Origin of the sequence: Staphylococcus durrellii, from assembly GCF_015594545.1 — a bacterium.
In the GTDB taxonomy this organism is placed as follows: Bacteria; Bacillota; Bacilli; order Staphylococcales; family Staphylococcaceae; genus Staphylococcus; species Staphylococcus durrellii.
Window position 1 is genome coordinate 2,115,232 of the sequence record NZ_JADIIO010000001.1, and the last position, 22,507, is coordinate 2,137,738.

The window sequence follows — 22,507 nt, forward strand, 5'->3', positions numbered from 1 at the left end:
AAGTTGACAATTCAATAATTCCTTGCTATAAAAAAGTATATTATAATAATTGGAGATGATGACATGTCGCTTACCAATGCTACATCTTTAATACAAAGCAACAGTGATAATGCTTTGTAAATCATTCCTAATTTCACAAGGCATTTTCTTTACCGGTATTAAATACGTTTTGTGAAAGGAAGAACAACATGGAAAATAAAATTTATCCATATCAATTTAACTATATAAAAAACAATGTTGCACGATTGTTAAATGTATACAATTCAGTCAATGACAAACATACTGTTACCGCTATCCAACAAACTACAAAAGAAGATATTTTACAAACTTTTCCTAAAATAGATGCTACAATTACAAATGCCATCGATACCTTAATGGATGTTCAATTGTCAAGTCGACAAACAGAAAAAATATTAGAAACTTTGAAATCTTATGTCACTCCATTTGAACACCCAAGTAATAAACAAGTAGAAAAAGTTTTCAAAAAGGTTAAAAAATTAAAAACACCATTAATCAGTGATGAAGTATTAATAGAGAGCACTTATGTAGGGTGGAACGACATATCTTCAGGTAGAAAATATATAATTTATTATGATGAATATAATAAATTGAATGGTTTTTATGGTGATATTTCAAACCAAACTTTCAAAGGGTTCTGCTCAATTTGTAACAAAGAATCAAATGTAGCTTTATTTATGCGCAAAACGCATTCGTCAAGTGACGGTCGCTATACAAAAAAAGGTGACTATATATGTTTTGATAGCACACAATGTAACCGCCAAATTACAGATTTAACTCATTTTTATAAGTTTTGGGATAAAATTAAATCTTAAAAACAATATAAACCATTTATAAAAAGCCCCAAATCAATCGATCTTTTCTTCTATTGGTTTGGGGCTTTCCCATTTAATTAGTTTCGTAAATAAGAGATAAATTTATTCATTGCCGCATTATTATTATCTTTCAACTTCGTTAGGGCAGTAAAATAAATATAGTAATCAAAAGGTTTTCCAATTGGCACAGTCTCAATCGTACCATTCATAATAAAGGGGTCATCTTCAATAATTAAGTTCGAAACAATACTAATCCCTAATCCTTCAGAAACAGTTCTAATAAGTACACTTGGATTATTCGTTCTAAATACAATTTTTAAAGGCCCATTTTCTTCTTCAAAGACTTTCAAATTATTTTGATAAAAACTGCGATCATATAAAACAAAAGGATATTGCTGAATTGCTTCTAAATTAACCTCTTCTTTAAGAGCTAGCTTTGATTTTTTTGGTACTATTAATTTGAAACCACTTGATCTATTCAAAGCATGTAATTGTAGACCTTGATTTACTGTTTCATTGTCTCTTATACCTATTAAGCCAATATCTACATCGTTTTTTTGCACGAGCCTTATGATTTCATCCTTATCACTTTCGAAAATCTTCACATTAATGTGCGGATAATCTTTATTAAATTTAGATAAAGCTTTAGGTACTACTTTATTAAACAATGTTGGTATCGTCGCAATCGTTAGCGAACCATCGATTTGCGCTTTCATCGCATCTACTTTATCTAACAAATTATGTTGTGCTTCTAAAATCTCTATTATATAAGGTATTAAATGTTTACCGTCTTGAGTAGGTAATGTGCCTTTCCTCGACCTATTAAACAATTTACACCCTAATTCTGTTTCTAAATTAGCAATGGATTGACTCATCGCAGATTGGCTTATATGCATTGCTTTAGCTGCATAAATAATAGATTCTGTTTCATATATCTTTTTGATATAACTTAATTGTTCAAAATTCATAATGCCACCCCTTTCACATCAGTTTTACTTATATAAATATCAGAAATTCTAATTATACATTAATATATTTTAACTATTATAATAGTTATTGGTTTGAAAAAACAATATAAATATAAAGGATGGTCTTAAAAATGTACGATAAACTCTGGACTAAGGATTTTATCTTCATAACTATAGTTAACTTTTTAATGTATTTAATTCATTACACATTAATCGTTACTATCACACAATTCACCATAGATAAATATCACGCATCTGAAAGTATGGGCGGACTCGCCGCTGGTATTTTTATTATCGGAATGCTGTTTGGTCGTTTAGTGTCTGGCCGTATCATTGATAGTTTACAACCTAAAAAAGTATTACTTGGCGGCATAATATTTTCCATTATTACAGTAGCATTGTATTTCTCAATTCATAGTCTTGCTATATTAATGTTAGTACGACTACTACACGGTTTGGCATTCGGTTTTACTTCAACAGCAACGGGTACTATTTCTTCAAGAATAATACCTGAAGAACGTAAAGGTGAAGGTATAGGATATTATGCTTTAAGTGTAACTACCGCTTCAGCATTTGGTCCATTTTTCGGAATATTAATTAACCAACATTTAGGGTTCCAAGCTAATTTCTTTGTATGCTTGGTTGTCATAATTGTGTCATTCCTATTTGCTATAGCAATTAATAAACTTCCTAATATTAACGTAAGTAAAGATATTGAGGTGGCATCAAATAAAGGGCTCAGTGCTTATATTCAAAAAGAGGCATTGCCTATTTCAATGGTCACTGTTTTAGTAGGTGTAGCTTACTCAAGTATCTTATCATTCTTAACCGTATATACAGCACACATTAATTTGGCTACAGCATCAAGTTTCTTCTTTATAGTTTATGCAGTTAGTACTTTTGTGACAAGACCATTTACAGGTAAAATTTATGACGCATATGGCGAAAATAAAATTATGTATCCAGTACTCTTTAGCTTTATCGTCGGTTTAGTATTACTAGGATTATCGCATGGTAGTATATTATTACTTATTTCAGCAATTTTTATCGGTGTAGGTTACGGCACAATTATTCCTAGTGCTCAAGCAATTGCTATTCAACAATCACCAAAGGACAAAATTGGTTTAGCTACTTCTACATTCTATATGTTCACAGATTTTGGTGCAGGTATTGGACCATTTATATTAGGTATGCTTATTCCGTTTTTCGGTTATCGTTATTTATATATATTAATGGGTTTATTAGTCGTAATTGCAACAATTGGATACTTCTTTTTACATGGCAAATCAGCTAAAAATATCAGAGAATATTAAGCATTACTACTAATACAAAAAGCCTTCGATTATGATAGATCGAAGGCTTTTTTGTATTATGTTTCAAATTCTAAAGCAGTAGCAATTTGTTGCTGTCTTGCTTTAAAATCGATTTGTTGTTGATCTAACGTAGCCCCATTTTCTATAAGTTGAGTTACATTATCAATTTGAAATTGCCATCCAGTAAAATCCAACACAATATGTGGAAACTCAAATGGTAAATATTCAGTAAATGATACTATCGTTAAATCATTTTGTTGTTGTAATTCAAACCAGATATTACCGGTATCCCATGTAAAGCCTATCATTTTATTTTCTTCAAAATCCGTTATCGTCATCTTCTCATTGTTTGTAATTTCATCTCTTACAAATAACATAGTACCTTGTGGTTTACGTTCTACAATAACAAGTTGTGGAAACCATTGTTGCACACCTTCCGTCGTACTTAAATAACGAAAAACTGTCGGTACGTCCGCATTAATTACCGTACTTATTGATTGCTTTACACCATGGTCATTTTTACTGTAATTAATTTCCATATATACATCCTCAATTATCGATACGAGCATTGATCATTTAATTTTTAGTTAATTTGCCCGTTACCGTATCTTTTACAGATTTGTTTTTCATTTTATAATACACCAAAATCAAGAAAATAAACCATAACGGCGTTAATAGTACACCACTTCTTGTATCAGGTGTAACAGTTAAAATGATTAGCACAAAGATAAAGAATACTTGAACGAAATATGCCATAAGTTTACCACCAGGTAATTTGAAACTATTTTTCTTATGATCTTCTGGTTGATTTTTAGTGTATTTAACATAAGCATGCATGATAAACATCCAGTTGATAATTAATAACACTGTAGATAATGAAGTTACATAGAAAAAGACTTGTGTCGCATTAGGAATAAAATAATTTAAAATAACCGTTACGCCTAATAATATACATGTAACTAAAATAGCTACGAAAGGTACACCTTGCTTATTTTTTAATAACAATAACGGATGCACTTGTTTCTTATCTGCTAAACCAAACAGAATTCTACTATTAGCGAAAATACCACTATTACATGAAGATGAAGCTGCCGTTAAGACAACAAAATTAATTATCCCACCAGCAAATGGTATCCCAATTAAAGCGAATAGACTAACGAATGGACTGTCATCTGGACTAATGTGATTCCAAGGAATAATTGACATAATAACTGCCAACGCACCCACATAGAAAATTAAAATTCTAATCGGTACATTATTTATAGCTTTAGGAATTGTATTTTCTGGATTTTTCGTTTCACCAGCTGTTATGCCTACTATTTCAATACCAGTGAATGAAAATACTACCATTTGGAATGACATTAAGAATCCTGATGCACCATGTGGGAAAATGCCATCATGTTTATATATATTATCTAACCCTGTATAACCATAATGAGTATGGAATGCAAAAACCATCATAATAATACCCACTACGATTAAGGCTATAATTGTTACAACTTTAATTATAGAAAACCAAAATTCTAACTCACCGAAAACTTTAGTGCTAGTTAAATTTAAAATCATTAATATTAATATACATGAGAGTGATGTTAACCAGTTTGGTATATCTGGCAACCAATACTCTACATATTTAGCTACAGCCGTAATTTCAGCCATACCTGATGTAATCCAAGTTAACCAATAAGTCCAACCTGTTAGAAATCCTGCTAACGGGCCAGATTGATCGTGTGCTATATCCGCAAATGTTTTGTATTCAGTATTCGCTACAAGCATCTCGCCCATTGCTCTCATAAACATAAATAGCACAAAACCAACAATAATATATGTTATTAAAATAGACGGTCCAGTTAAACTTATAGATTGGCCGGCACCTAGGAACAAACCCGTTCCTATCGCTCCACCAATGGCTATAAGTTGGATATGTCTATTACTCAACTCTCTATTTAACTGATTGGACATAAAATTTCCCCATTTGTTTATGTAATTTAGCATTAGGTTCAAATAAAAGTTAGCTCATTCCCCTTTTTAATGAACTAATATTTTTCTATGAACTTATGTAATTAATGCTTGATTGTATGATATTCTTTTTCTTCAGAAATTTCAATTATTTTTCTATTTAATAATATTTTTGTTTATTTAAACAATATAATACATATTAATAAATAATGTGCTAATAAATTTATGTAATAAACTATATATTTTATGTATATATTTGAAAACAAAATTGATACTCTATATAATTGTTAATTAACAAAGGGGGCTGTATATTTTATGAAAGATAACATTTATGGAAATACACCGTGCTTTTTAAATAGTAAGAATTTATCGAAGTCACAAAATTTAGATACTGATATTATTGTGTACGGCGTGCCTTTTGAAGGCGAAAGTACTTGGGGTGACTATACAGGCGTTGAATTAGGTCCGAAACAAATACGTGTGTGTTCAGCGCGTTATAGTCACTATTTACCAGAACTTAACCATATTGATGTTAGTAAGTATTTATCTATGGGCGATGTAGGAGATGTTCCTTTTGTCGCGCATGATAACGCACAAAGTTATGAGAATATTGAGAATTTTGCATATAATTTATGGCAACAAGATAAATTTTTAGTGGGCTTTGGTGGTGAACACGGCGTTACTTACCCTATTCTAAAAGCACTAACTAAAACAAATAAACGTGTAGGCATTATTCATTTAGATGCACATTATGATAATATGCCTGACTATAATGGTGAACTTTATGCACGTAACACGCCATTTATGCGATTATATGAAACGGATGGTATAAGAAATGAAAGCATTATACATACAGGCATTCATGGTCCGCGTAACAAACCTGAAACTGGTAAATATGCCGAAGAAGCGGGTGCAGTCACTTTAACAATTAACGACATTAGATCATCTACAAATTTAACACAACTAGCGCGTGATATTTATGCACAAGCAAGTAAAGATGTAGATGTTGTCTATTTAACAATTTGTAGTGACGTTCTTGATTTTGCTTTTAATCCAGGCGGCCCAGTGGACGGCAATGGTATTACATCTTACGAGTTACTAACATTAATACATGAATTTGGTAAATTAGGTCTTTGTGGTATGGATTATGTAGAGGTTTATCCAATGCAAGACGCTAACCAAAATTCTGCTCACTTTGTCTCTACTGCAGTACTATACGTACTTGCAGGCCACGCGAAATATTTAGGCAAAGCCTAATAACATGGGGATGTGATGGTTGTGCTTAAGAACTTTAGTAAGGTATTTAAATCGATTGGACCGGGAATGATCATTACCGCTTCATTTATTGGTCCAGGTACTGTTACTACAATGACCCAAGGGGGTGCAGGCTTTGGTTATAGCCTGCTGTGGTCAGTAGTGTTCTCTATTATTGCAACAATCGTCTTACAAGAAATGATTATTCGTTTATCCCTAGTCACTAGAGAAGGATTAGGTGAAGCCGTACAAGAACTATTTGCTCACAAATTAGGTAAATTTATATTAGTCTGGTTTACATTAATAGCGGTAACTTTAGGCTGTGCCGCTTACATAAGTGGTGACTTATTAGGAACTTCCTTAGGCGCTGCATATTTATTACATTTACCCCCTCATACTGTAGCACCAGTCATTGGTATAATTATTTTATTGATTGGTTTGTTTGGTAACTATCGATTTTTAGAAAAATTAATGATTTTCTTAATGGTCATCATGGGTATTATATTTATCACCACAATGATAGTAATTAAACCAGACGTAATCGCTATATTAAAAGGTATTTTCGTACCGACGATACCACATGGTTCTATTATTACCGTCATCGCTTTAATAGGTACGACAGTAGTACCTTATAACTTTTTCATTCATTCTACTGCCGTACATGAACGTTTCAAAGATTTAACCGAATTAAAATTTGCACGCTGGGATACTATTATTTCGATTACTGTAGGTGGTATTATCTCGGCAGCCATTTTGATTTCAGCCGCAACATTAATTAAAGGCAAAGAGGTTTCTAGCATTATTCAATTGGCTGATCCACTTAAACCTATTTTTGGTGAATTTGCCCCTATCATTATTAGTATAGGGTTATTCGCAGCTGGATTATCTTCTGCAATCGCATCGCCAACAGGTGCTGCTGCTACAATTAGTAGTCTACTTGGTTGGGAAAAAGGTATGAGAAGTAAAAAATACAAGGCTGTATTTACCGCTATTATACTTATAGGTATCACCACATCAGCATTAGGTTTCGAGCCAATCCAAGTATTACTTGTTGCTCAAGCATTGAATGGTATCATTTTACCGATAGTCGCTATATTAATCTTTATCGTTATTAATAAAAAACAACTTATGGGAAAATATGCTAATAACATATGGCTTAATATTATCGGCTTTATTGTCGTTCTTATCGTGTCATTTTTAGGTGTCTATAGTTTAATTGATGCAGTTACGAGTATTTTTAGCTAAAAACACCATTACGCATATTAATGTACTGGTACAAATTTATAGGAATAAAATAAAAACACTTGCGTTGAATTCATTTTTACTATGAATTTAACGCAAGTGTTTTTATATAAGTTTCAAATTTTACTTTTGTTCCCTTAGTAAAAACAATACTGTTGCTATTTATTATAGTTTTCATCGGCAATTGCTTTTACATTTTTCATGACGCTTGCTTTTTTATAACCATGTAAATCATGTAACGCTTTGTAAGCTTGAAACAATTTTTTATAAGTTGCTACTTTCTCTTGTTCAGGCTCCACTTGATAAAGTATCGGTTCTTTCATAGCTTCGATAGCTTGCTCAAATGATTGATGCGCTTCACCACTTATCGCGCCTAAAATTGCCGCACCAATTGCTGGTGCATATTCACTATCCATAATTGTTATCGTCTTGTTCAATACATTAGCATATATTTCCATTAATAATGGGTTTTTCTTCGGTATGCCACCACATGCATATACGTTATCAACTTCCATTTGCCAACCTTGATATTGTTGCATAATCATTTTCGTACCAAATGCCGTAGCTTCCATATATGCGCGGTAAATCTCTTCATGTTTTGTTTGTAACGTCATGCCAAATAGACTTCCAGTTAGTGTGCTATCACTTAACACACTTCGATTACCATTATGCCAATCAAGTGCTACTAGACCACTTTCCCCTGGCGCCAATTTTTGTGCCATTTCATTGAGTAATTCAAAAATTGAAATATTACGTTTTTCAGCTTCGACAACGTATTCGTACGGTGTTTGTTTGGCGATATATTCAAATAGATCACCTACTGCAGATTGCCCCGCTTCATATGCATAAAGGTCAGGAATGATTGCCCCTTTAACCGAGCCAGAGATGCCTGGCACTTTATGTTGCTCTTTGTTTAACATTAAATGACATGTACTCGTTCCCATTACCATCGTCATTTCTTTATCTTTTTCTGAACCTATACCTAATAAACTTGCATGTGCATCAATCATAAATGGACTTACTGCTATTGTGTCTGGAAGTCCTAATTTATCAGCCATTTCTTTACTTAATGTACCTACTGTGTCACCAATATTTACGATAGGTGCATCGACTTTTGTTCTCACTATATCAGATAATTCATCATCTATTTGATCAAATAAGTCATAATGAAACCCCGTCTCTTCTTGCCAGAAAGATTTAAATCCTAGCCCACAATTAGAACGCACATTTTTTCCAGTTAGTTTATTAACAATCCAATCTCCTGCTTCCATTATATTGGCAGTTGCCGCCATGATATCTGGCGCCTTGTGTTGTACTTCCATTATTTTTGGAATCATCCATTCACTACTAACATTAAAACCATAGTAACCTAACCATCGATTCTTTTGTTGTAGTGCAGTTTGGAATAATTTATCAGCTTCAGCTTGAGCACCGTGATGTTTCCACAATTTTACGTAAGCATGTGGATCATCTTTGAAAGATTCATAGTTATGCATCGGTTCCATATGTTCGTCTACAAATATTACGGTCGATGAAGTAAAATCAATGCCTATTCCTACTATTTTGTTAACATCAATGTTGGCATTTTTTATTATGTATGGAATACCTTCTTCGATGACTTCCATATAATCATTAGCATTTTGTAATGCAAAACTTTGTGGTATCTTTTGACCATTTAATTGCTGTTCAATTGTTCCATGAGAATATTCCTTAATATATTGTGAAATAATTTCGCCATTAGCTGTATTGACTAAAAATACTCTCCCAGAACCAGTGCCAAAATCAATACCTATACTGTAATTCATAATAACCCTCCATATACGCACAATAGAAAACGCTTTATTAAATAATAAGCAACTTAGTAGCAAAAAGCAACGCACAAAACTTAAATAAACGAACAAAAATAAACATTAAATTAGTAATTTCAAGCACATAAAAACATATTTATTGTAGTTTTATGATTGACATTTATAAATGAAAGCGATTACTATTGTTTTTACAAACACAAATGTGCAATTTACTTTAATTATGTTTTTTTAAGATTGCATTTTATTTACATTATAAATTTAAAACATCGTAGACCTATAACTAAAAAACATAACTACACCGTCACTATGAGTGATTAAAGGAGTATTATATATGAAAAATTCAAGTTCAGTTTTAGGTATGCCTCGACAAATAGTATGGGGTTATATAGGTATTATTATTTTCATGATGGGCGATGGCTTAGAAATAGGATGGTTAAGTCCTTGGCTACACGGAAATGGTTTCTCTGTCAAAGAAACAAGCGCACTATTTTCATGTTATGGTGTCACCGTTGCCTTAGCAAGTTGGTTTAGCGGTGTGTTTGCCGAAGCATTAGGTGGCAAAAAGACAATGATTCTAGGGTTGTTCTTCTATATTATAGGAACAATTTGCTTTGTTGGTTTTGCCATTCCTTCAAATAATTTATATTTGATGTTACCTGCGTATGCACTACGTGGTTTGGGCTACCCGTTATTTGCTTATTCATTTTTAGTGTGGATTTCTTACCGTTCAGAGCAAAAAACGTTGGGCGCAGCAGTTGGATGGTTTTGGTTTGTCTTTACTGGTGGTTTAAATGTGTTAGGCGCACTATATTCTATTTGGGCAATTAAATATTTAGGACACATTAACACGTTATGGAGTTCATTATTCTGGGTTATTTTAGGTGCAGTGTTCGCGATTATTATTAATAGAGATAAATTACCTTCAAATCAAGGAAGTTCTAAAGAAAAATTAAAAGAAATACTTAAAGGTATCACGATTATGAAAGAAGAACCTAAAGTATTACTCGGTGGTATCGTCCGTGTAATTAATACGACGGCACAGTTTGCCTTTCCTGTGTTCTTACCTATTTATTTATCAAGTTTCGGCATACCTACATCGAAATGGTTAGCCGTATGGTCAACTATCTTTGTCGGCAATATTATTTTCAACTTAATCTTTGGAATTGTAGGAGATAAAATTGGTTGGCGTAACACGGTTATGTACTTCGGAGGCATTGGTAGCGGCATTTCTGTATTACTGATTGGTTATATCCCAATGTGGACAGATGGTAATTTGGTATTATTAACTATCGTAGGATTTTGTTGGGGCGCATTTATCGCAGCCTACGTTCCTTTATCAGCATTAATCCCTACACTAGTTAAACAAGATAAAGGTGCAGCACTTTCCGTACTTAATTTAGGTGCTGGTTTACCAGTCTTTGTCGGTCCAATGATTGTAAATTTATTTATCGATATCGTGCATGACATTGGGATCATTTGGATTTTAGGTATACTTTACTTTATTAGTACGATTCTTACTTATTTCATCAAGCTACCTAGAAGCGCACAATATGAATAATTGAAGATATTATTAATTTTGTTATACTTTATGTCTAAATTGGAGTGTGAATAATGTTACCAGCCGAACGTGAAGAAAATATAATCGCCTTTTTGTTAAAACATAAGCATGCAACGATACACACGTTATCAAAGCAGTTTAATGTTCACGAAGCCACAATTCGTCGTGATTTAAATAAATTAGAACAATTCGATCAAATTAAACGCACACATGGTGGCGTAGTGTTAAATAAAGCTGAAGTATGGGATGAACTTAGTTTCGCTGATAGACAAACGAGCAATTATGAAGAAAAAGTTGCTATAGGCAACAAGGCAGCTGACTTTATTCAAGATAATGATACAATTATTATTGATTCAGGTTCTACGGGGCTACAATTAGCCTTAGCTTTACAACACAAACGCAACTTAACGCTTATCACCAATGATATTTATATTGCATCTACTTTAAAATCGACGAACCATCAGGTTATCGTTACTGGTGGTGCTTTGCATAAAGACAATTATGTCTTAGATGGTCAGCTTGCTAACAACGCTTTAAAATCTTTTAATCCTTTAAAATTATTTTTAAGCACACCCGCTATAGACGCAGTAAAAGGTGTGACACACTTTAGTGAAACTTTGGCATATACGAAAGCGCAAATGGTAGAACAAGCGCAAGAAGTTTATGTCTTAGCAGATAGTTCTAAACTAGACAAAGTTTCTTTATATAATGTGTGCGCTCCAAACAATATAGACATGTTAATAACCGACACTTCAAATTCAAATGTAAATTTGAATTCATATCGTAATCAATTCAAACATTTAACTCGTGTCGATGTACGTCATAACAATAATTAATTTCTATATAATCTAACAGAGGTCATCCCCATATTTAGGAAATGACCTCTGTTTTTTTTATCCATTAAATTGTGCAGGATCCGGCCCGACACGTTGATCTTTATTTAATTTATCTATCTTTGTCATTTGTGTTTCAGAAAGTTCAAATCCAAAAACATCAATATTTTGTTCAATACGTGATGGTGTAATAGATTTAGGAATCGTTATTACCCCATGTTGTATATTCCAACGTAGCACGACTTGCGCCGATGATTTATTTATTGTTTGTGCTATTTCGTTAATGGTCTCATCCACTAATATTTCTGCATTCATTAATGGCGACCATGATTCCATTTGAACATCTTCATCTGCTAAATAATTACGTAATAACAATTGGTTAAAATAAGGATGAAATTCTACTTGGTTAATAACTGGTTTAATTTGTGCATGTTTTTTCAATGTTTCTAAATGATTAATATTAAAATTACTCACGCCAATATTTTTAACTTTGCCATCCTTATATAATTTTTCCATACCTAGCCATGTATCTATCATTAATGCTTCATCTATACCTGGCCAATGAACTAAATATAAATCTAAATAATTAAGCCCTAAATTATTGAGTGAACGTTCATATCCTCTAACAACATTATTCTTTCCAAAATCATCGAACCATAATTTAGAAGTAATAAATAAATCTTCCCGAGAAATGCCGGCTGCTGCTATTCCTTCCTTAATACCTTGTCCTACCATTTCTTCATTTTCATAAACTAAAGCTGCGTCGATACTTCTATAACCATTTATAATTGCATGTTTTACTGCTAATTTTGCAGTATCATCATTAGCAACTCGAAAGACACCTAACCCTAATTGTGGCATCTTATTTCCATTATTGAATGTTAGTTGATTCATCATTATTTACTCCTTTTATTAGCATTGCGCTAAGTTATGTTGTTTTTCTCTACTGTATAATGTGTACATCATTGCACTTGCGGCTATAACCATTACGAAACCAAAGTACGGTGTCATTGCTACTGAAAATTCATTTAACACATAACCACCAATAACTGATCCTAATGTAATACCAATATTAAATGCCGAAATATTTAAACTTGATGCAAAATTTACAGTCGCTTTGTTTTCACGTTCTGCAAATAACACAACGATAAGTTGTAATCCTGGTACATTCATAAAGGCAAATAACCCCATGAATAAGATAGCGATAAGTCCTATAATTGGATGATCTGTTGTAACACCTACAAATAAAAGTACGATGGCTTGAATTAAAAAGATTATACTTAAAGCTTTGGTAGGCATTTTATTCGTGAATTTACCCCCTAAAGTATTTCCTATCGCTACCATCACACCATATACGATAAGTAATACAACGACTGTGCTATCGCTATAACCTAATTGATGTGTCAACATAGATGTCAGATACGTATATACGACAAACGTACCACCATAACCTAAGGCAGTAATTAGGTAGACCAGCATAAGTGATTTATTTTTAAATACTTTTAATTGTTGAATAATTGGTGATTGTTCAAATTCGTTTAAATTACTTGGTACGAAAATCACATTGGCAATCAAACTAATGAATCCGATGACTGCTATTGTTATAAAGGAGATTTCCCAACCGAAATTTTGTCCAATCCAAGTTCCAAATGGCACACCTGTAATTGTTGCAACAGTTAAACCAGTAAACATCATAGCAATTGCACTAGAACGTTTATCTGGAGACACAAGATCGCTCGCTATAGCTGTAGCAATAGACATAAACACGCCATGCATTAATGCAGATAACACACGCATTGCTAGTAACATCGTAAATGACGGTGAAAATGCTGCTAATAAATTAGCCACAATAAAGATAACCATAATTGTAATTAATAAGTGTTTTCTTTTCATTTTATTTGTAAGTGGCGTAAGTACTGGGGCCCCTACAGTAACTCCAATGGCGTATAAAGATACTGTTAATCCAGCCATAGGAATTGTAATATTAAATGCATTTTTAATAAGTGGTAATAATCCGACGCTAATAAATTCTGTCATACCAATCGCAAAGGCTGAGACGGCTAAAGCAATAATTGCTAATTTTTGTTGTTTCATTCACTTCTTTCCTTCCTCTTTTATTAATATGTATGTTATTATAATTCCAATAATCAAAAGAAGTAAGTACGCACTTTAAAGTCATATAGGTACTTAAATGTACTATAGGCACTTTTTAGTACCTATGGAGGTGAAGAATTCAGATGAAAAATCATTATAATATTGGCGTAGAAGCAACGATTGATGTGTTAGGCGGCAAATGGAAACCTGTAGTGCTGTGTCATTTGAAGGATAATGGCACGATGCGAACTTCCGAACTCAAACGTGCTATACCTAGTATCACTCAAAAAATGTTAACGCAACAATTACGAGAGTTAGAAGAAGATAGCATTATCGAACGCATTGTTTATCAACAAGTGCCACCGAAAGTCGAATACAAACTATCTGATTATGGACAGACATTAAGTGAAATTTTATCTTCTTTATGTCAATGGGGGGAGTTTCATATTGCTAAAATGCACGATGAAGGCCGTCCAGTGTCTTTAGAAAAACAAGACTTTATTAATATTCCAGATTTAGTAAGTTCTGAATAACTGATAAGCATAAAAAATAACCTCGCTGTTATCATTAACAGCGAGGTTATTTTTAGTTGTTTATGATTAAACACCTGAATAAGCATTAAATCCACCATCAACTGGCACAACAACACCTGTTACAAAACCACTTTGTTTATTATCCATTAACCAATATAAAGTACCTAATAATTCTTCTGGCTCGCCAAAGCGTTGCATAGGCGTTTGTGATAAAATTTTATTCGCTCTTTCAGAATAAGAACCGTCGTCATTTCTTAATAAACCTTTATTTTGTGCAGTTTCAAAAAAGCCTGGCGCTATTGCATTTACTCGGATTTGACCTGCAAAGTAAGTACTTAACCATTGTGTAAAGTTACTTACAGAAGCTTTTGCACCACTATATGCTGGTATTTTAGTTAATGGAGTAAATGCATTCATTGATGAAATATTAATAATTGTACCTTGTTCAGACGTCACGACATCTTGACCAAAGACTTGTGAAGGTAAAAATGTACCTGTGTAATTTAACTTGAATACTTGATCAACACCGTCTTCAGTTAAATCAAAGAAAGATTTTTCACTGTTTTCATCATACATTTCGTCATCAGTTGTAGCATTTGGATTGTTACCGCCTGCCCCATTAATCAAGACATCAATTTGACCAAATGTTTGATTAAATGTCTTTTTAGCTTGTTCTAAAGCTTTTTTATTTAATACATCCGCTACTAAGCCAACACTTTGTTTATGGTCTGCGTCTATTTGTTGTTGCAAGTTAACAATTTTGTCCTCAGAACGTCCTAATATACCTACATTAGCGCCTTGTTCTACTAATGCTTTGACAAATGTTGAACCAATAACGCCTGTAGCACCGGTTATCACTATGTTTAAATTTTCAAATTGTTTCATTTTATTTGCGCACCCCTTCGATTAAGCCATTAATATAAGTTGCACCTAAGGCACGGTCATATAAGCCATATCCTGCCTTACCTGTTTCTCCCCAAATCATACGTCCATGATCGGGTCTGATTGTGCCTTTAAAATCAATGTCTACTAATGCTTCCACTACGGCTTTCATGTCCACCGAACCATTTTTAGATAAGTGTCCAGTTTCTAAAAACGAATACTCACCGATACGTTTAACGTTACGCATATGCATAAAGTGAATATGGTCTCCAAAAGTTCTGATTATTGCCGGCAAGTCATTTTCAGCTAGTGACCCTAACGAACCTGTACAGAAACATATGCCGTTATTTTTACTATTATTGATAGATAATAAACGTTCATAACTATCTTTATTCTTAATAATTCTTGGAATACCAAAAATTGGCCAAGGCGGATCATCCGGATGTATCGCAAGATCAACGTCATGTTCAATTGCCGTCGGTAACACACGTTCTAAAAAGTACTCTAAGTTTTCCCATAATTGTTCTTCTGAAGTCTCACGATAGTCTAAAATTAATTGATTCATTTCTTCACGAGAGTAACTCTCGTCCCACCCTGGCAAATTTAAATCAGTTGTTAAAGGATCGATATCTTTAATTTGATCGTGTTTATAAATCAAAGTATTAGAGCCGTCTTCAAGTTCATAATCTAATTGTGAACGTGTCCAATCAAATACCGGCATAAAATTATAAGTTACAGTTTTAATACCATTGTTAGCTAAATTAATAAGTGACGTTTTGTAATTTTCGATAACTTCATCTCTATTACTTACTCCTAATTTAATATTTTCATGTACGGGTAAACTTTCTACTACTTCAAACTTTAGCCCTTCAGCTTCAATGGTAGCTTTTAAGTCAGCAATACGTTCACTCGTCCAAACTTCACCTACCGGCACATCATAAATGGCCGAAACAATATGTTTCATATCAGGAATTTGTTTAATTTGTTGTAATGTTACTGGATCGTCTTTGCCGTACCATCTAAAAGATAATTCCATAACGTTTAGACCTCCTTAATCCCATCGATTTTGAATAGTTTTAATGCATTATTGAAACAAATATCTTTCAGTATTTGTTCAATTGTTTTATTACTTAAGGCAATTTCACCTTTTTCAATTCTGTCGCCTAATAAATTACATAAAATACGTCTGAAGTATTCATGTCTAGTGTAGGAAGTCATGCTTCTTGAATCTGTTAACATACCTACAAAGTTTGGTAATAGACCGACGTTCGCATAATCTATTAAGTGTTGTTCCATGCCTTCTTTAGTATCGTTAAACCACCATGCTGCCCCTAATTGAACGCGATGTTCACTATTCGTAAAGTTACCAGCAGTGGCTTGCACCATTAAATGATCTTGACCATTATTTGGATAAATAATAGTGTCTGATAATGCATTATTTAATTCTAAATGATTAAGAAATGCGTTTAAGCGTTTTGCACTCAATTGATCGCCTACACTATCGAAACCGCTATCGGCTCCAACTTGTTGGTGCATTTTTGCATTGTTGTTACGTGTTGGACCTAAGTGGAATTGCACGACCCAACTTAATTCTTTATAAACTTTTGATAATTCATTCATAATAAAACCAGCTAACTCGTATTGTTCTGCTTCTTCGATAACGCCACCATTTAACACTTTTTCAAATAATTTGGCCGCTTCCTCTGCATCAACATTGACACATGGTGTCTTTTCAAAACTTTGATCCGAACTTAAAGCACCATTTCTGTCAAAATAATATATACGTTCTTTCAATGCTGAAATATAGCTTGTTAGATCATTAATATTACAATCGACATTCTTTTTTAACTGCTCAACTTTTGCAGTGACTGTGTCTTTACTTAGGAACACATAACTATCTGGTCTAAACGTTGGGCATACTTTAAAGTTAACTTTTTTGTCCTCATTTAATAATCGATGATATTTTAAGTCGTCACACGGATCATCGGTTGTGCACACTACTGATACATTGCTTTTTTCAATTAATGCTTGTGGTGTATGAGATGGTTTATTTAATTTTTTGTTTAACGCATCATATAATTTTTTAATATCGACATCATCAAAATTAGTCGTCTCATTAAAATAACGTTTTAATTCTAATGCGCACCAGTGATACATAGGATTCATAATTGAATAAGGCAACATATGCATAAATGCTTTAAATTTATCAAAGTCCGTTGCACTACCAGTAATAAATGATTCGTTTATGCCATCAGCACGCATAAGTCTCCATTTATAATGGTCTCCAGCTAACCATAATTGCGTTATATTGTCATAGTTTTTATTGTCATAAATCTCTTTAGCATCTATATGACAATGAAAATCGATAATAGGTATATTTTTAACCTTTTGGTAAAGTTTCTCAGCTGTTTTATTATTAAGTAAAAAATTATCATTAATGAGTGTCATAGTATCTCTCCTTTATTTCTATATTGTTCTTTTCAAATATATTTTGAATGCGCTTTCAAAATTATGTTTACTATCGTTTTAATTCGCCAACATTGGAGGATAAATTTAAAATATCTTGTTCTTCAATGCTTAATGAATCTTCATTGGTTGTATGTTGAAGTACGGAACATTTTGTTGCAAAATCGATAACTTCTGCTAAGTCCCATTGTTGAAGCAACCCATGGATAATGCCTGCCGTAAATGCATCGCCAGCACCGATACGATTGAGTACGGTATATTGATATTTCGGACTTGTTATAAAGTTATCTTGAATTAGCATGATACCTTGCAATGTACTTTGTTCTATATCTCTGTTGCTGGAAGCTATAACCGGTATATTGTACTGAGCTTGTATCGTTCTGGCACATGCTTCAATATCTTCATCTTCTTGATTTGTTGATAATAAATGTGTAGCGTCCTTTTTCCCAAAAAGTAATATATTTACAAAAGGTAATACTGATTTAATTACAGGTATCGCTTCGTCTTTAGACCATAAATTATTTCTATAATTTATATCAAATACTAATTTAACACCTTGTTCTTTAAGTTTGGTTAATATATCTACAATGTTATCTCTTATCTGGGTATTTACTGCAAGTGTAATACCTGTCAATATCAAATAGTCTTGATCACTAAAGTCAATTTGTTGTATCTGTTCATAGCCGTTTATAGCAAATGCTGAATGGTCACGATCATAAATAACTTGACCGCTTCTATAACCAAAACCTTCTTCCATATAGTAAGTACTTAAACGACCTTCAGTATGGTCGATAAATTTGGTGCTCACATTTGCACTGCGCATCGTTTGTTCTACTAAATCTTTTAAATTATCTTGTGGTAATGTTGTTAACATAGCAGTATTTTGCCTAAATCCAGCTAACGTCACGAGTGTATTTAATTCTGCACCACCCGTTTGTATATTTAATGAACGTGTATTTTTCAGTTGTTCGTAATTCGGTGGCGTTAAGCGTAGCAAGACTTCCCCTAAGCCATAGATAGTCATCTTCACTCACCACCTTTAAGTTCACTTACATATTGTTTTAGACCGTCAGCTCCATCTTGTTGGTATACTTTCGTAATTTCACTACCGATGCCTACCGCAAAACTGCCGGCGTCTAACCATTCTCGATGATTTTGCTTACCAACACCACCTGTAGGAATAAATTCTGTTGTAGGTAAAGGACCTCTAAAATCTTTTATTGATGAAGGTGTAAACTGTGTCGCAGGAAATAGTTTGAGCACTTTGCAACCGTATTCCATTGCTTCTATCATTTCTTTTACCGTCATCACTCCGGGTACATAAGGTACATCATATAAGTTGGCAACTTTTGCCGTTTCTTTATCAAACGAGGGACTAACTATAAATTTCGCACCATTTAAAATAGCCACCCTTGCCGATACACTATCAAGTACAGTACCTGCCCCTATAAGTGCGTTATCATTTTTAGACAACGTTGTTATAATATCCATTGCTTGAGGCGTAGTTAGCGTTACTTCTATGACATCTAACCCTTTTTCTATAATTATATTGGCGATATCAATAAAATCCTGTTTATCGTCTGTTCTTATAACAGCTATGTGTTTAGAGCTATTAATTTTGTTCATTGTCTCTGTCGAATTCATCTCAGCATCCCCTTTTTCACAAAATAACAACGTTGTTATTTTGCGATAAAAAAATATTTTCTTTCTTGTCTATATGGTATAATTAAAATCAAATTAAATCAATCCCTTTGAAGGAGTATTTTTATGGCTGTTACACTCAAAGATGTTGCAAAAGCCTGTGGTGTGAGTTATTCAACCGTCAGTAAAGCATTAAAAAATTCACCACTTGTAAAACCAAATACTAAAGCATATATACAACAAAAAGCTGCCGAGATGAATTATATCCCTAATCATTCTGCTCGTGCACTCGTTTCTAAACGCAGCAATACTATCGGACTTATTTGGCCATCCGTAGATCGTGTTGCCGTCACCCATTTAGTTTCCGAAATTAATCAAGCCTTAAAGCTATCAGGTTATGCCATGATATTGTCAATCGATGGTATAGATGTTGCCTCAAAAAAATTTCTTGAGTTCGGCTGTGATGGCATAATTATTTTTGACGAAGGTCCTAGCACTAATTTGTCGCCAGAAGTGTATCAAAATATTCCGGTTGTTGCTTATGGTGTTGATAGAGATATTGACTATCCTATTATTAATGTCAATCACTATAAAGCTATGATTATGGCCATAGAATCTTTACTCGCTAAAGGCGTAACACAAATAGACTATATTGGAGACATTAACACCTCTGATTCGAGACAAATTGCCAAAAAAAATGCAATCGTCGATTACTGTCAGCAGCATCATATATATTATCGTATAATTGACTCTCATGGCTTGTCAGCATTAGAAGCAGAATCAGCTGTAAAACAGTTTTATGCTCAAAATGAACTGGCGCCAGGCATTATTTGTGGGAGTTATGATATCACATTAGGCACATTAAACGCGATAGACTTAGATTACAATCAACCAATTATTTACTCTTATGACAACATTCCTCATATTACTAAATTAAATTACCCAGTACATGCTATTGGTGTACCTACTACAGAAATTGCAAATAAAGTCGTAGAAGTTTTAAACCAAGTTATTACAAACGGTTCTATAGAAAATGTTTATAATTTAGAACCCCATTTAAACGAAAAATGATACGCCTAGCGATTAAACTAATTACATTTTAATCGCTACTTTTTCGTTTGTTATGCTGTGGTCATAATCAAATATCATGTGTAAGCCTTTTCATTAAGTTATAATGGGTTAGTATTTAACATTTTCATAATGTAATAAATAATGCATACTATTACAATTTATTAAGGGAGTTGTTTTATGGCAATTCAAGACTATAGATTACTTATCATCACGGTTATTAGTATTTTATTACTTATCTTCCTGATTACATCTAAATTACGATTCCATCCGTTGCTTGCCTTGTTATTAACAGCAATATTCGTTGGATTTGCGGCAGGTTTAGATATAGGGAAAATTGTTGATTCTATTGAGCAAGGTGCCGGATCTACACTTGGTGAGACGGGTGTCACAATAGCATTAGGAGCAATGTTAGGTAAAATTTTATCTGATACAGGCGCAAGCGACAAAATTGCTTCGACGATATTAAGTAATGCATCATATAAACAATTACCATGGTTAATGGCACTAGCGGCATTCATTATAGGTATTCCAATGTTCTTTGAAGTTGGATTAATTATGTTACTCCCACTTATTTTTACAATAGCTAAGAAATTAGAAGAACAACATGATTTTAAAGGGTCTACATACGTTGCTATAGGCGTACCTGTAATTGCAGCATTAGCAACGATGCACGGTATGGTACCGCCTCATCCAGGACCATTAATTTCAATTAATCAGTTTAAAGCAAATATCGGTATTACGATGATTTATGGCATAATCTGTGCAATACCAACGATTATTATTGCAGGACCACTTTACGGCAAATTTATTACGCCAAGATTGTCAGTAAAACCCAATCAAGATTTATTGGCACAATATGCTACGACTGAAAAAGCTAAAAATGAACGACCAGTATCAACATTTTTAGCTTTTTCTACTATTTTAGTTCCTGTAGTTATGATGTTACTTCATGCTATAGCTGGTATTTTTTTCGAAGAGCATACTTTGCAATATAAGACTTTTGAATTTCTAGGAAGTCCTATTATAGCTATGTTCATAGGTGTTTTGTATGCCTTAATAACACTTGGCTATTTACGTCACACGGATGCTAAAAAATTAAGAGATTCACTAGGCGCTAGTTTAAAACCAATTGCAGGCATTATGCTAATTATTGCAGGAGGCGGAGCCTTTGGACAAGTATTAGAAGATTCTGGTGTTGGTAAGGCTATCGTGCACTTAGCTGATAACTTCTCATTATCCGCAATACTTATGGGGTGGCTTGTAGCCGCACTACTATCAATCTCTACAGGCTCGGCAACAGTAGGTATAGTGGGGGCCACAAATTTACTTTATCCGTTATTACAATCTGATCCTTCTATTAACAAAGAATTACTAACAGTTGCTATTGGTTCCGGTTCACTATTTTTTAACTATGTTAATCATGGTGGCTTTTGGTTAGTAAAAGAATCCTTTGGTATGTCAATGGGTGAAACGTTTAAAACGATTACCATCGTACAATCAATCGTAGGAATATGTGGCCTCGTTATGACGTTACTATTAAATTATATTATTCATTTGTTTTAATTGCATTAGACTTATAATAAACAAAAACGATATCACTCCCTTATTTCTAAGTTTAGTGATATCGTTACTTTTATATGTAATAACAAAATATAAGTACATTAAGCAATAATAATATCGTTGCAGGTAATGCTTTAATCAGAGGATCTTTAGCTAAAAATATTAGTGATAAAGCGCCTGCTAACATTGTACATCCTAGTAAGACACTAGCCCCTATAGCTAAGTAGTGATTAAAAATACCAAACAACATATTTAAAGCGCCTAATAATTCAATCGCACCAGTTATTTGGTTAAATATTTGTGGATAACCCATACGTACAAATTCTTCGTTCATAGCCCCCGAAACTATTTTCGATCCTGTTATGATAAATATTATCCCAAGTAGTACTTGCAAGATAATAATTACTACACCCATATATACACCTCGTTTTATGCCCTACTTAATTAATGCATATTTACATTATAAGCAAAATAATTTGTTATTTATAGTGA

The 22,507-nt window shown here is 33.2% G+C and carries 21 protein-coding genes; 9 read left to right on the plus strand and 12 right to left on the minus strand.

The genetic code is table 11. The features are described 5' to 3' along the window. Positions 1 to 188: 188 nt before the first annotated feature. Positions 189 to 833, plus strand: coding sequence for a FusB/FusC family EF-G-binding protein (locus ISP02_RS10240; protein WP_195721469.1), 645 nt, complete (start codon positions 189 to 191; stop codon positions 831 to 833). Positions 834 to 910: 77 nt separating this feature from the next. On the opposite strand, the gene ISP02_RS10245 is transcribed toward ISP02_RS10240, so the two are convergent. Further along, positions 911 to 1,801 (minus strand): LysR family transcriptional regulator, encoded by an 891-nt coding sequence (locus ISP02_RS10245; protein ID WP_195721470.1) that lies wholly within the window; start codon positions 1,799 to 1,801, stop codon positions 911 to 913. 131 nt (positions 1,802 to 1,932) lie between these two features. On the opposite strand from ISP02_RS10245, the gene ISP02_RS10250 reads away from it, so the two are divergent. Beyond that, a complete protein-coding gene (locus ISP02_RS10250; RefSeq protein ID WP_195721471.1) occupies positions 1,933 to 3,114 on the plus strand; it encodes an MFS transporter in 1,182 nt (393 codons plus the stop codon). Between the two features lie 56 nt (positions 3,115 to 3,170). Here ISP02_RS10250 and ISP02_RS10255 read toward each other — a convergent pair whose 3' ends face one another. Beyond that, positions 3,171 to 3,653, minus strand: coding sequence for an SRPBCC domain-containing protein (locus ISP02_RS10255; RefSeq protein ID WP_195721472.1), 483 nt, complete (start codon positions 3,651 to 3,653; stop codon positions 3,171 to 3,173). A gap of 37 nt (positions 3,654 to 3,690) precedes the next feature. Then, positions 3,691 to 5,076, minus strand: coding sequence for an amino acid permease (locus ISP02_RS10260; RefSeq protein WP_195721473.1), 1,386 nt, complete (start codon positions 5,074 to 5,076; stop codon positions 3,691 to 3,693). A gap of 312 nt (positions 5,077 to 5,388) precedes the next feature. Here ISP02_RS10260 and ISP02_RS10265 point away from each other — a divergent pair, with 312 nt between their 5' ends. Both ISP02_RS10265 and ISP02_RS10270 read left to right on the plus strand, forming a co-directional pair. After that, on the plus strand, positions 5,389 to 6,330 hold the full coding sequence (locus tag ISP02_RS10265; protein ID WP_195721474.1) for an agmatinase family protein: 942 nt from the start codon (positions 5,389 to 5,391) through the stop codon (positions 6,328 to 6,330). Positions 6,331 to 6,345: 15 nt separating this feature from the next. Further along, entirely contained in the window at positions 6,346 to 7,572 is a 1,227-nt protein-coding gene (locus ISP02_RS10270) for an Nramp family divalent metal transporter (protein ID WP_195721475.1), read from the plus strand. 155 nt (positions 7,573 to 7,727) lie between these two features. Here the strand turns inward: ISP02_RS10270 and ISP02_RS10275 are convergent, their stop codons facing one another. Then, positions 7,728 to 9,374 (minus strand): ribulokinase, encoded by a 1,647-nt coding sequence (locus tag ISP02_RS10275; RefSeq protein ID WP_195721476.1) that lies wholly within the window; start codon positions 9,372 to 9,374, stop codon positions 7,728 to 7,730. A 334-nt stretch (positions 9,375 to 9,708) separates the two neighbouring features. Here ISP02_RS10275 and ISP02_RS10280 point away from each other — a divergent pair, with 334 nt between their 5' ends. Then, positions 9,709 to 10,935, plus strand: a complete 1,227-nt coding sequence (locus tag ISP02_RS10280; protein ID WP_195721477.1) for an MFS transporter — start codon at positions 9,709 to 9,711, stop codon at positions 10,933 to 10,935. Positions 10,936 to 10,988: 53 nt separating this feature from the next. Then, positions 10,989 to 11,771: a DeoR/GlpR family DNA-binding transcription regulator gene (locus tag ISP02_RS10285; RefSeq protein ID WP_195721478.1), complete on the plus strand. Its 783-nt coding sequence runs from the start codon at positions 10,989 to 10,991 to the stop codon at positions 11,769 to 11,771. A gap of 57 nt (positions 11,772 to 11,828) precedes the next feature. Here the strand turns inward: ISP02_RS10285 and ISP02_RS10290 are convergent, their stop codons facing one another. Together ISP02_RS10290 and ISP02_RS10295 are read right to left on the minus strand one after the other, a co-directional pair. Then, positions 11,829 to 12,662, minus strand: a complete 834-nt coding sequence (locus ISP02_RS10290) for an aldo/keto reductase (RefSeq protein ID WP_195721864.1) — start codon at positions 12,660 to 12,662, stop codon at positions 11,829 to 11,831. 18 nt (positions 12,663 to 12,680) lie between these two features. Beyond that, positions 12,681 to 13,862 carry an MFS transporter gene (locus ISP02_RS10295; protein ID WP_195721479.1) on the minus strand — a complete coding sequence of 394 codons (1,182 nt, stop codon included), beginning with the start codon at positions 13,860 to 13,862 and terminating at the stop codon, positions 12,681 to 12,683. 143 nt (positions 13,863 to 14,005) lie between these two features. On the opposite strand from ISP02_RS10295, the gene ISP02_RS10300 reads away from it, so the two are divergent. Next, on the plus strand, positions 14,006 to 14,395 hold the full coding sequence (locus ISP02_RS10300; RefSeq protein WP_195721480.1) for a winged helix-turn-helix transcriptional regulator: 390 nt from the start codon (positions 14,006 to 14,008) through the stop codon (positions 14,393 to 14,395). Positions 14,396 to 14,461: 66 nt separating this feature from the next. Here the strand turns inward: ISP02_RS10300 and ISP02_RS10305 are convergent, their stop codons facing one another. From ISP02_RS10305 to eda, 5 genes are all read right to left on the minus strand, one after another. Then, positions 14,462 to 15,280, minus strand: a complete 819-nt coding sequence (locus ISP02_RS10305) for an SDR family oxidoreductase (RefSeq protein WP_195721481.1) — start codon at positions 15,278 to 15,280, stop codon at positions 14,462 to 14,464. Position 15,281: 1 nt separating this feature from the next. Next, positions 15,282 to 16,313, minus strand: coding sequence for a mannonate dehydratase (locus ISP02_RS10310; RefSeq protein WP_195721482.1), 1,032 nt, complete (start codon positions 16,311 to 16,313; stop codon positions 15,282 to 15,284). A gap of 5 nt (positions 16,314 to 16,318) precedes the next feature. Continuing rightward, positions 16,319 to 17,725, minus strand: a complete 1,407-nt coding sequence (uxaC, locus tag ISP02_RS10315) for a glucuronate isomerase (protein WP_195721483.1) — start codon at positions 17,723 to 17,725, stop codon at positions 16,319 to 16,321. A gap of 70 nt (positions 17,726 to 17,795) precedes the next feature. Then, the gene (locus ISP02_RS10320) at positions 17,796 to 18,767 is read right to left on the minus strand and encodes a sugar kinase (protein WP_195721484.1); all 972 of its coding nucleotides are present in this window, start codon (positions 18,765 to 18,767) and stop codon (positions 17,796 to 17,798) included. 2 nt (positions 18,768 to 18,769) lie between these two features. Beyond that, the gene (gene eda, locus ISP02_RS10325; protein ID WP_195721485.1) at positions 18,770 to 19,387 is read right to left on the minus strand and encodes a bifunctional 4-hydroxy-2-oxoglutarate aldolase/2-dehydro-3-deoxy-phosphogluconate aldolase; all 618 of its coding nucleotides are present in this window, start codon (positions 19,385 to 19,387) and stop codon (positions 18,770 to 18,772) included. 123 nt (positions 19,388 to 19,510) lie between these two features. Between eda and ISP02_RS10330 the strand changes: the two genes are divergently transcribed. Continuing rightward, positions 19,511 to 20,455, plus strand: a complete 945-nt coding sequence (locus ISP02_RS10330) for a LacI family DNA-binding transcriptional regulator (RefSeq protein WP_195721486.1) — start codon at positions 19,511 to 19,513, stop codon at positions 20,453 to 20,455. A gap of 177 nt (positions 20,456 to 20,632) precedes the next feature. Continuing rightward, the gene (locus ISP02_RS10335; RefSeq protein ID WP_195721487.1) at positions 20,633 to 22,018 is read left to right on the plus strand and encodes a GntT/GntP/DsdX family permease; all 1,386 of its coding nucleotides are present in this window, start codon (positions 20,633 to 20,635) and stop codon (positions 22,016 to 22,018) included. Between the two features lie 70 nt (positions 22,019 to 22,088). Here the strand turns inward: ISP02_RS10335 and ISP02_RS10340 are convergent, their stop codons facing one another. Next, on the minus strand, positions 22,089 to 22,430 hold the full coding sequence (locus ISP02_RS10340) for a DoxX family protein (protein WP_195721488.1): 342 nt from the start codon (positions 22,428 to 22,430) through the stop codon (positions 22,089 to 22,091). Positions 22,431 to 22,507: the final 77 nt, after the last annotated feature.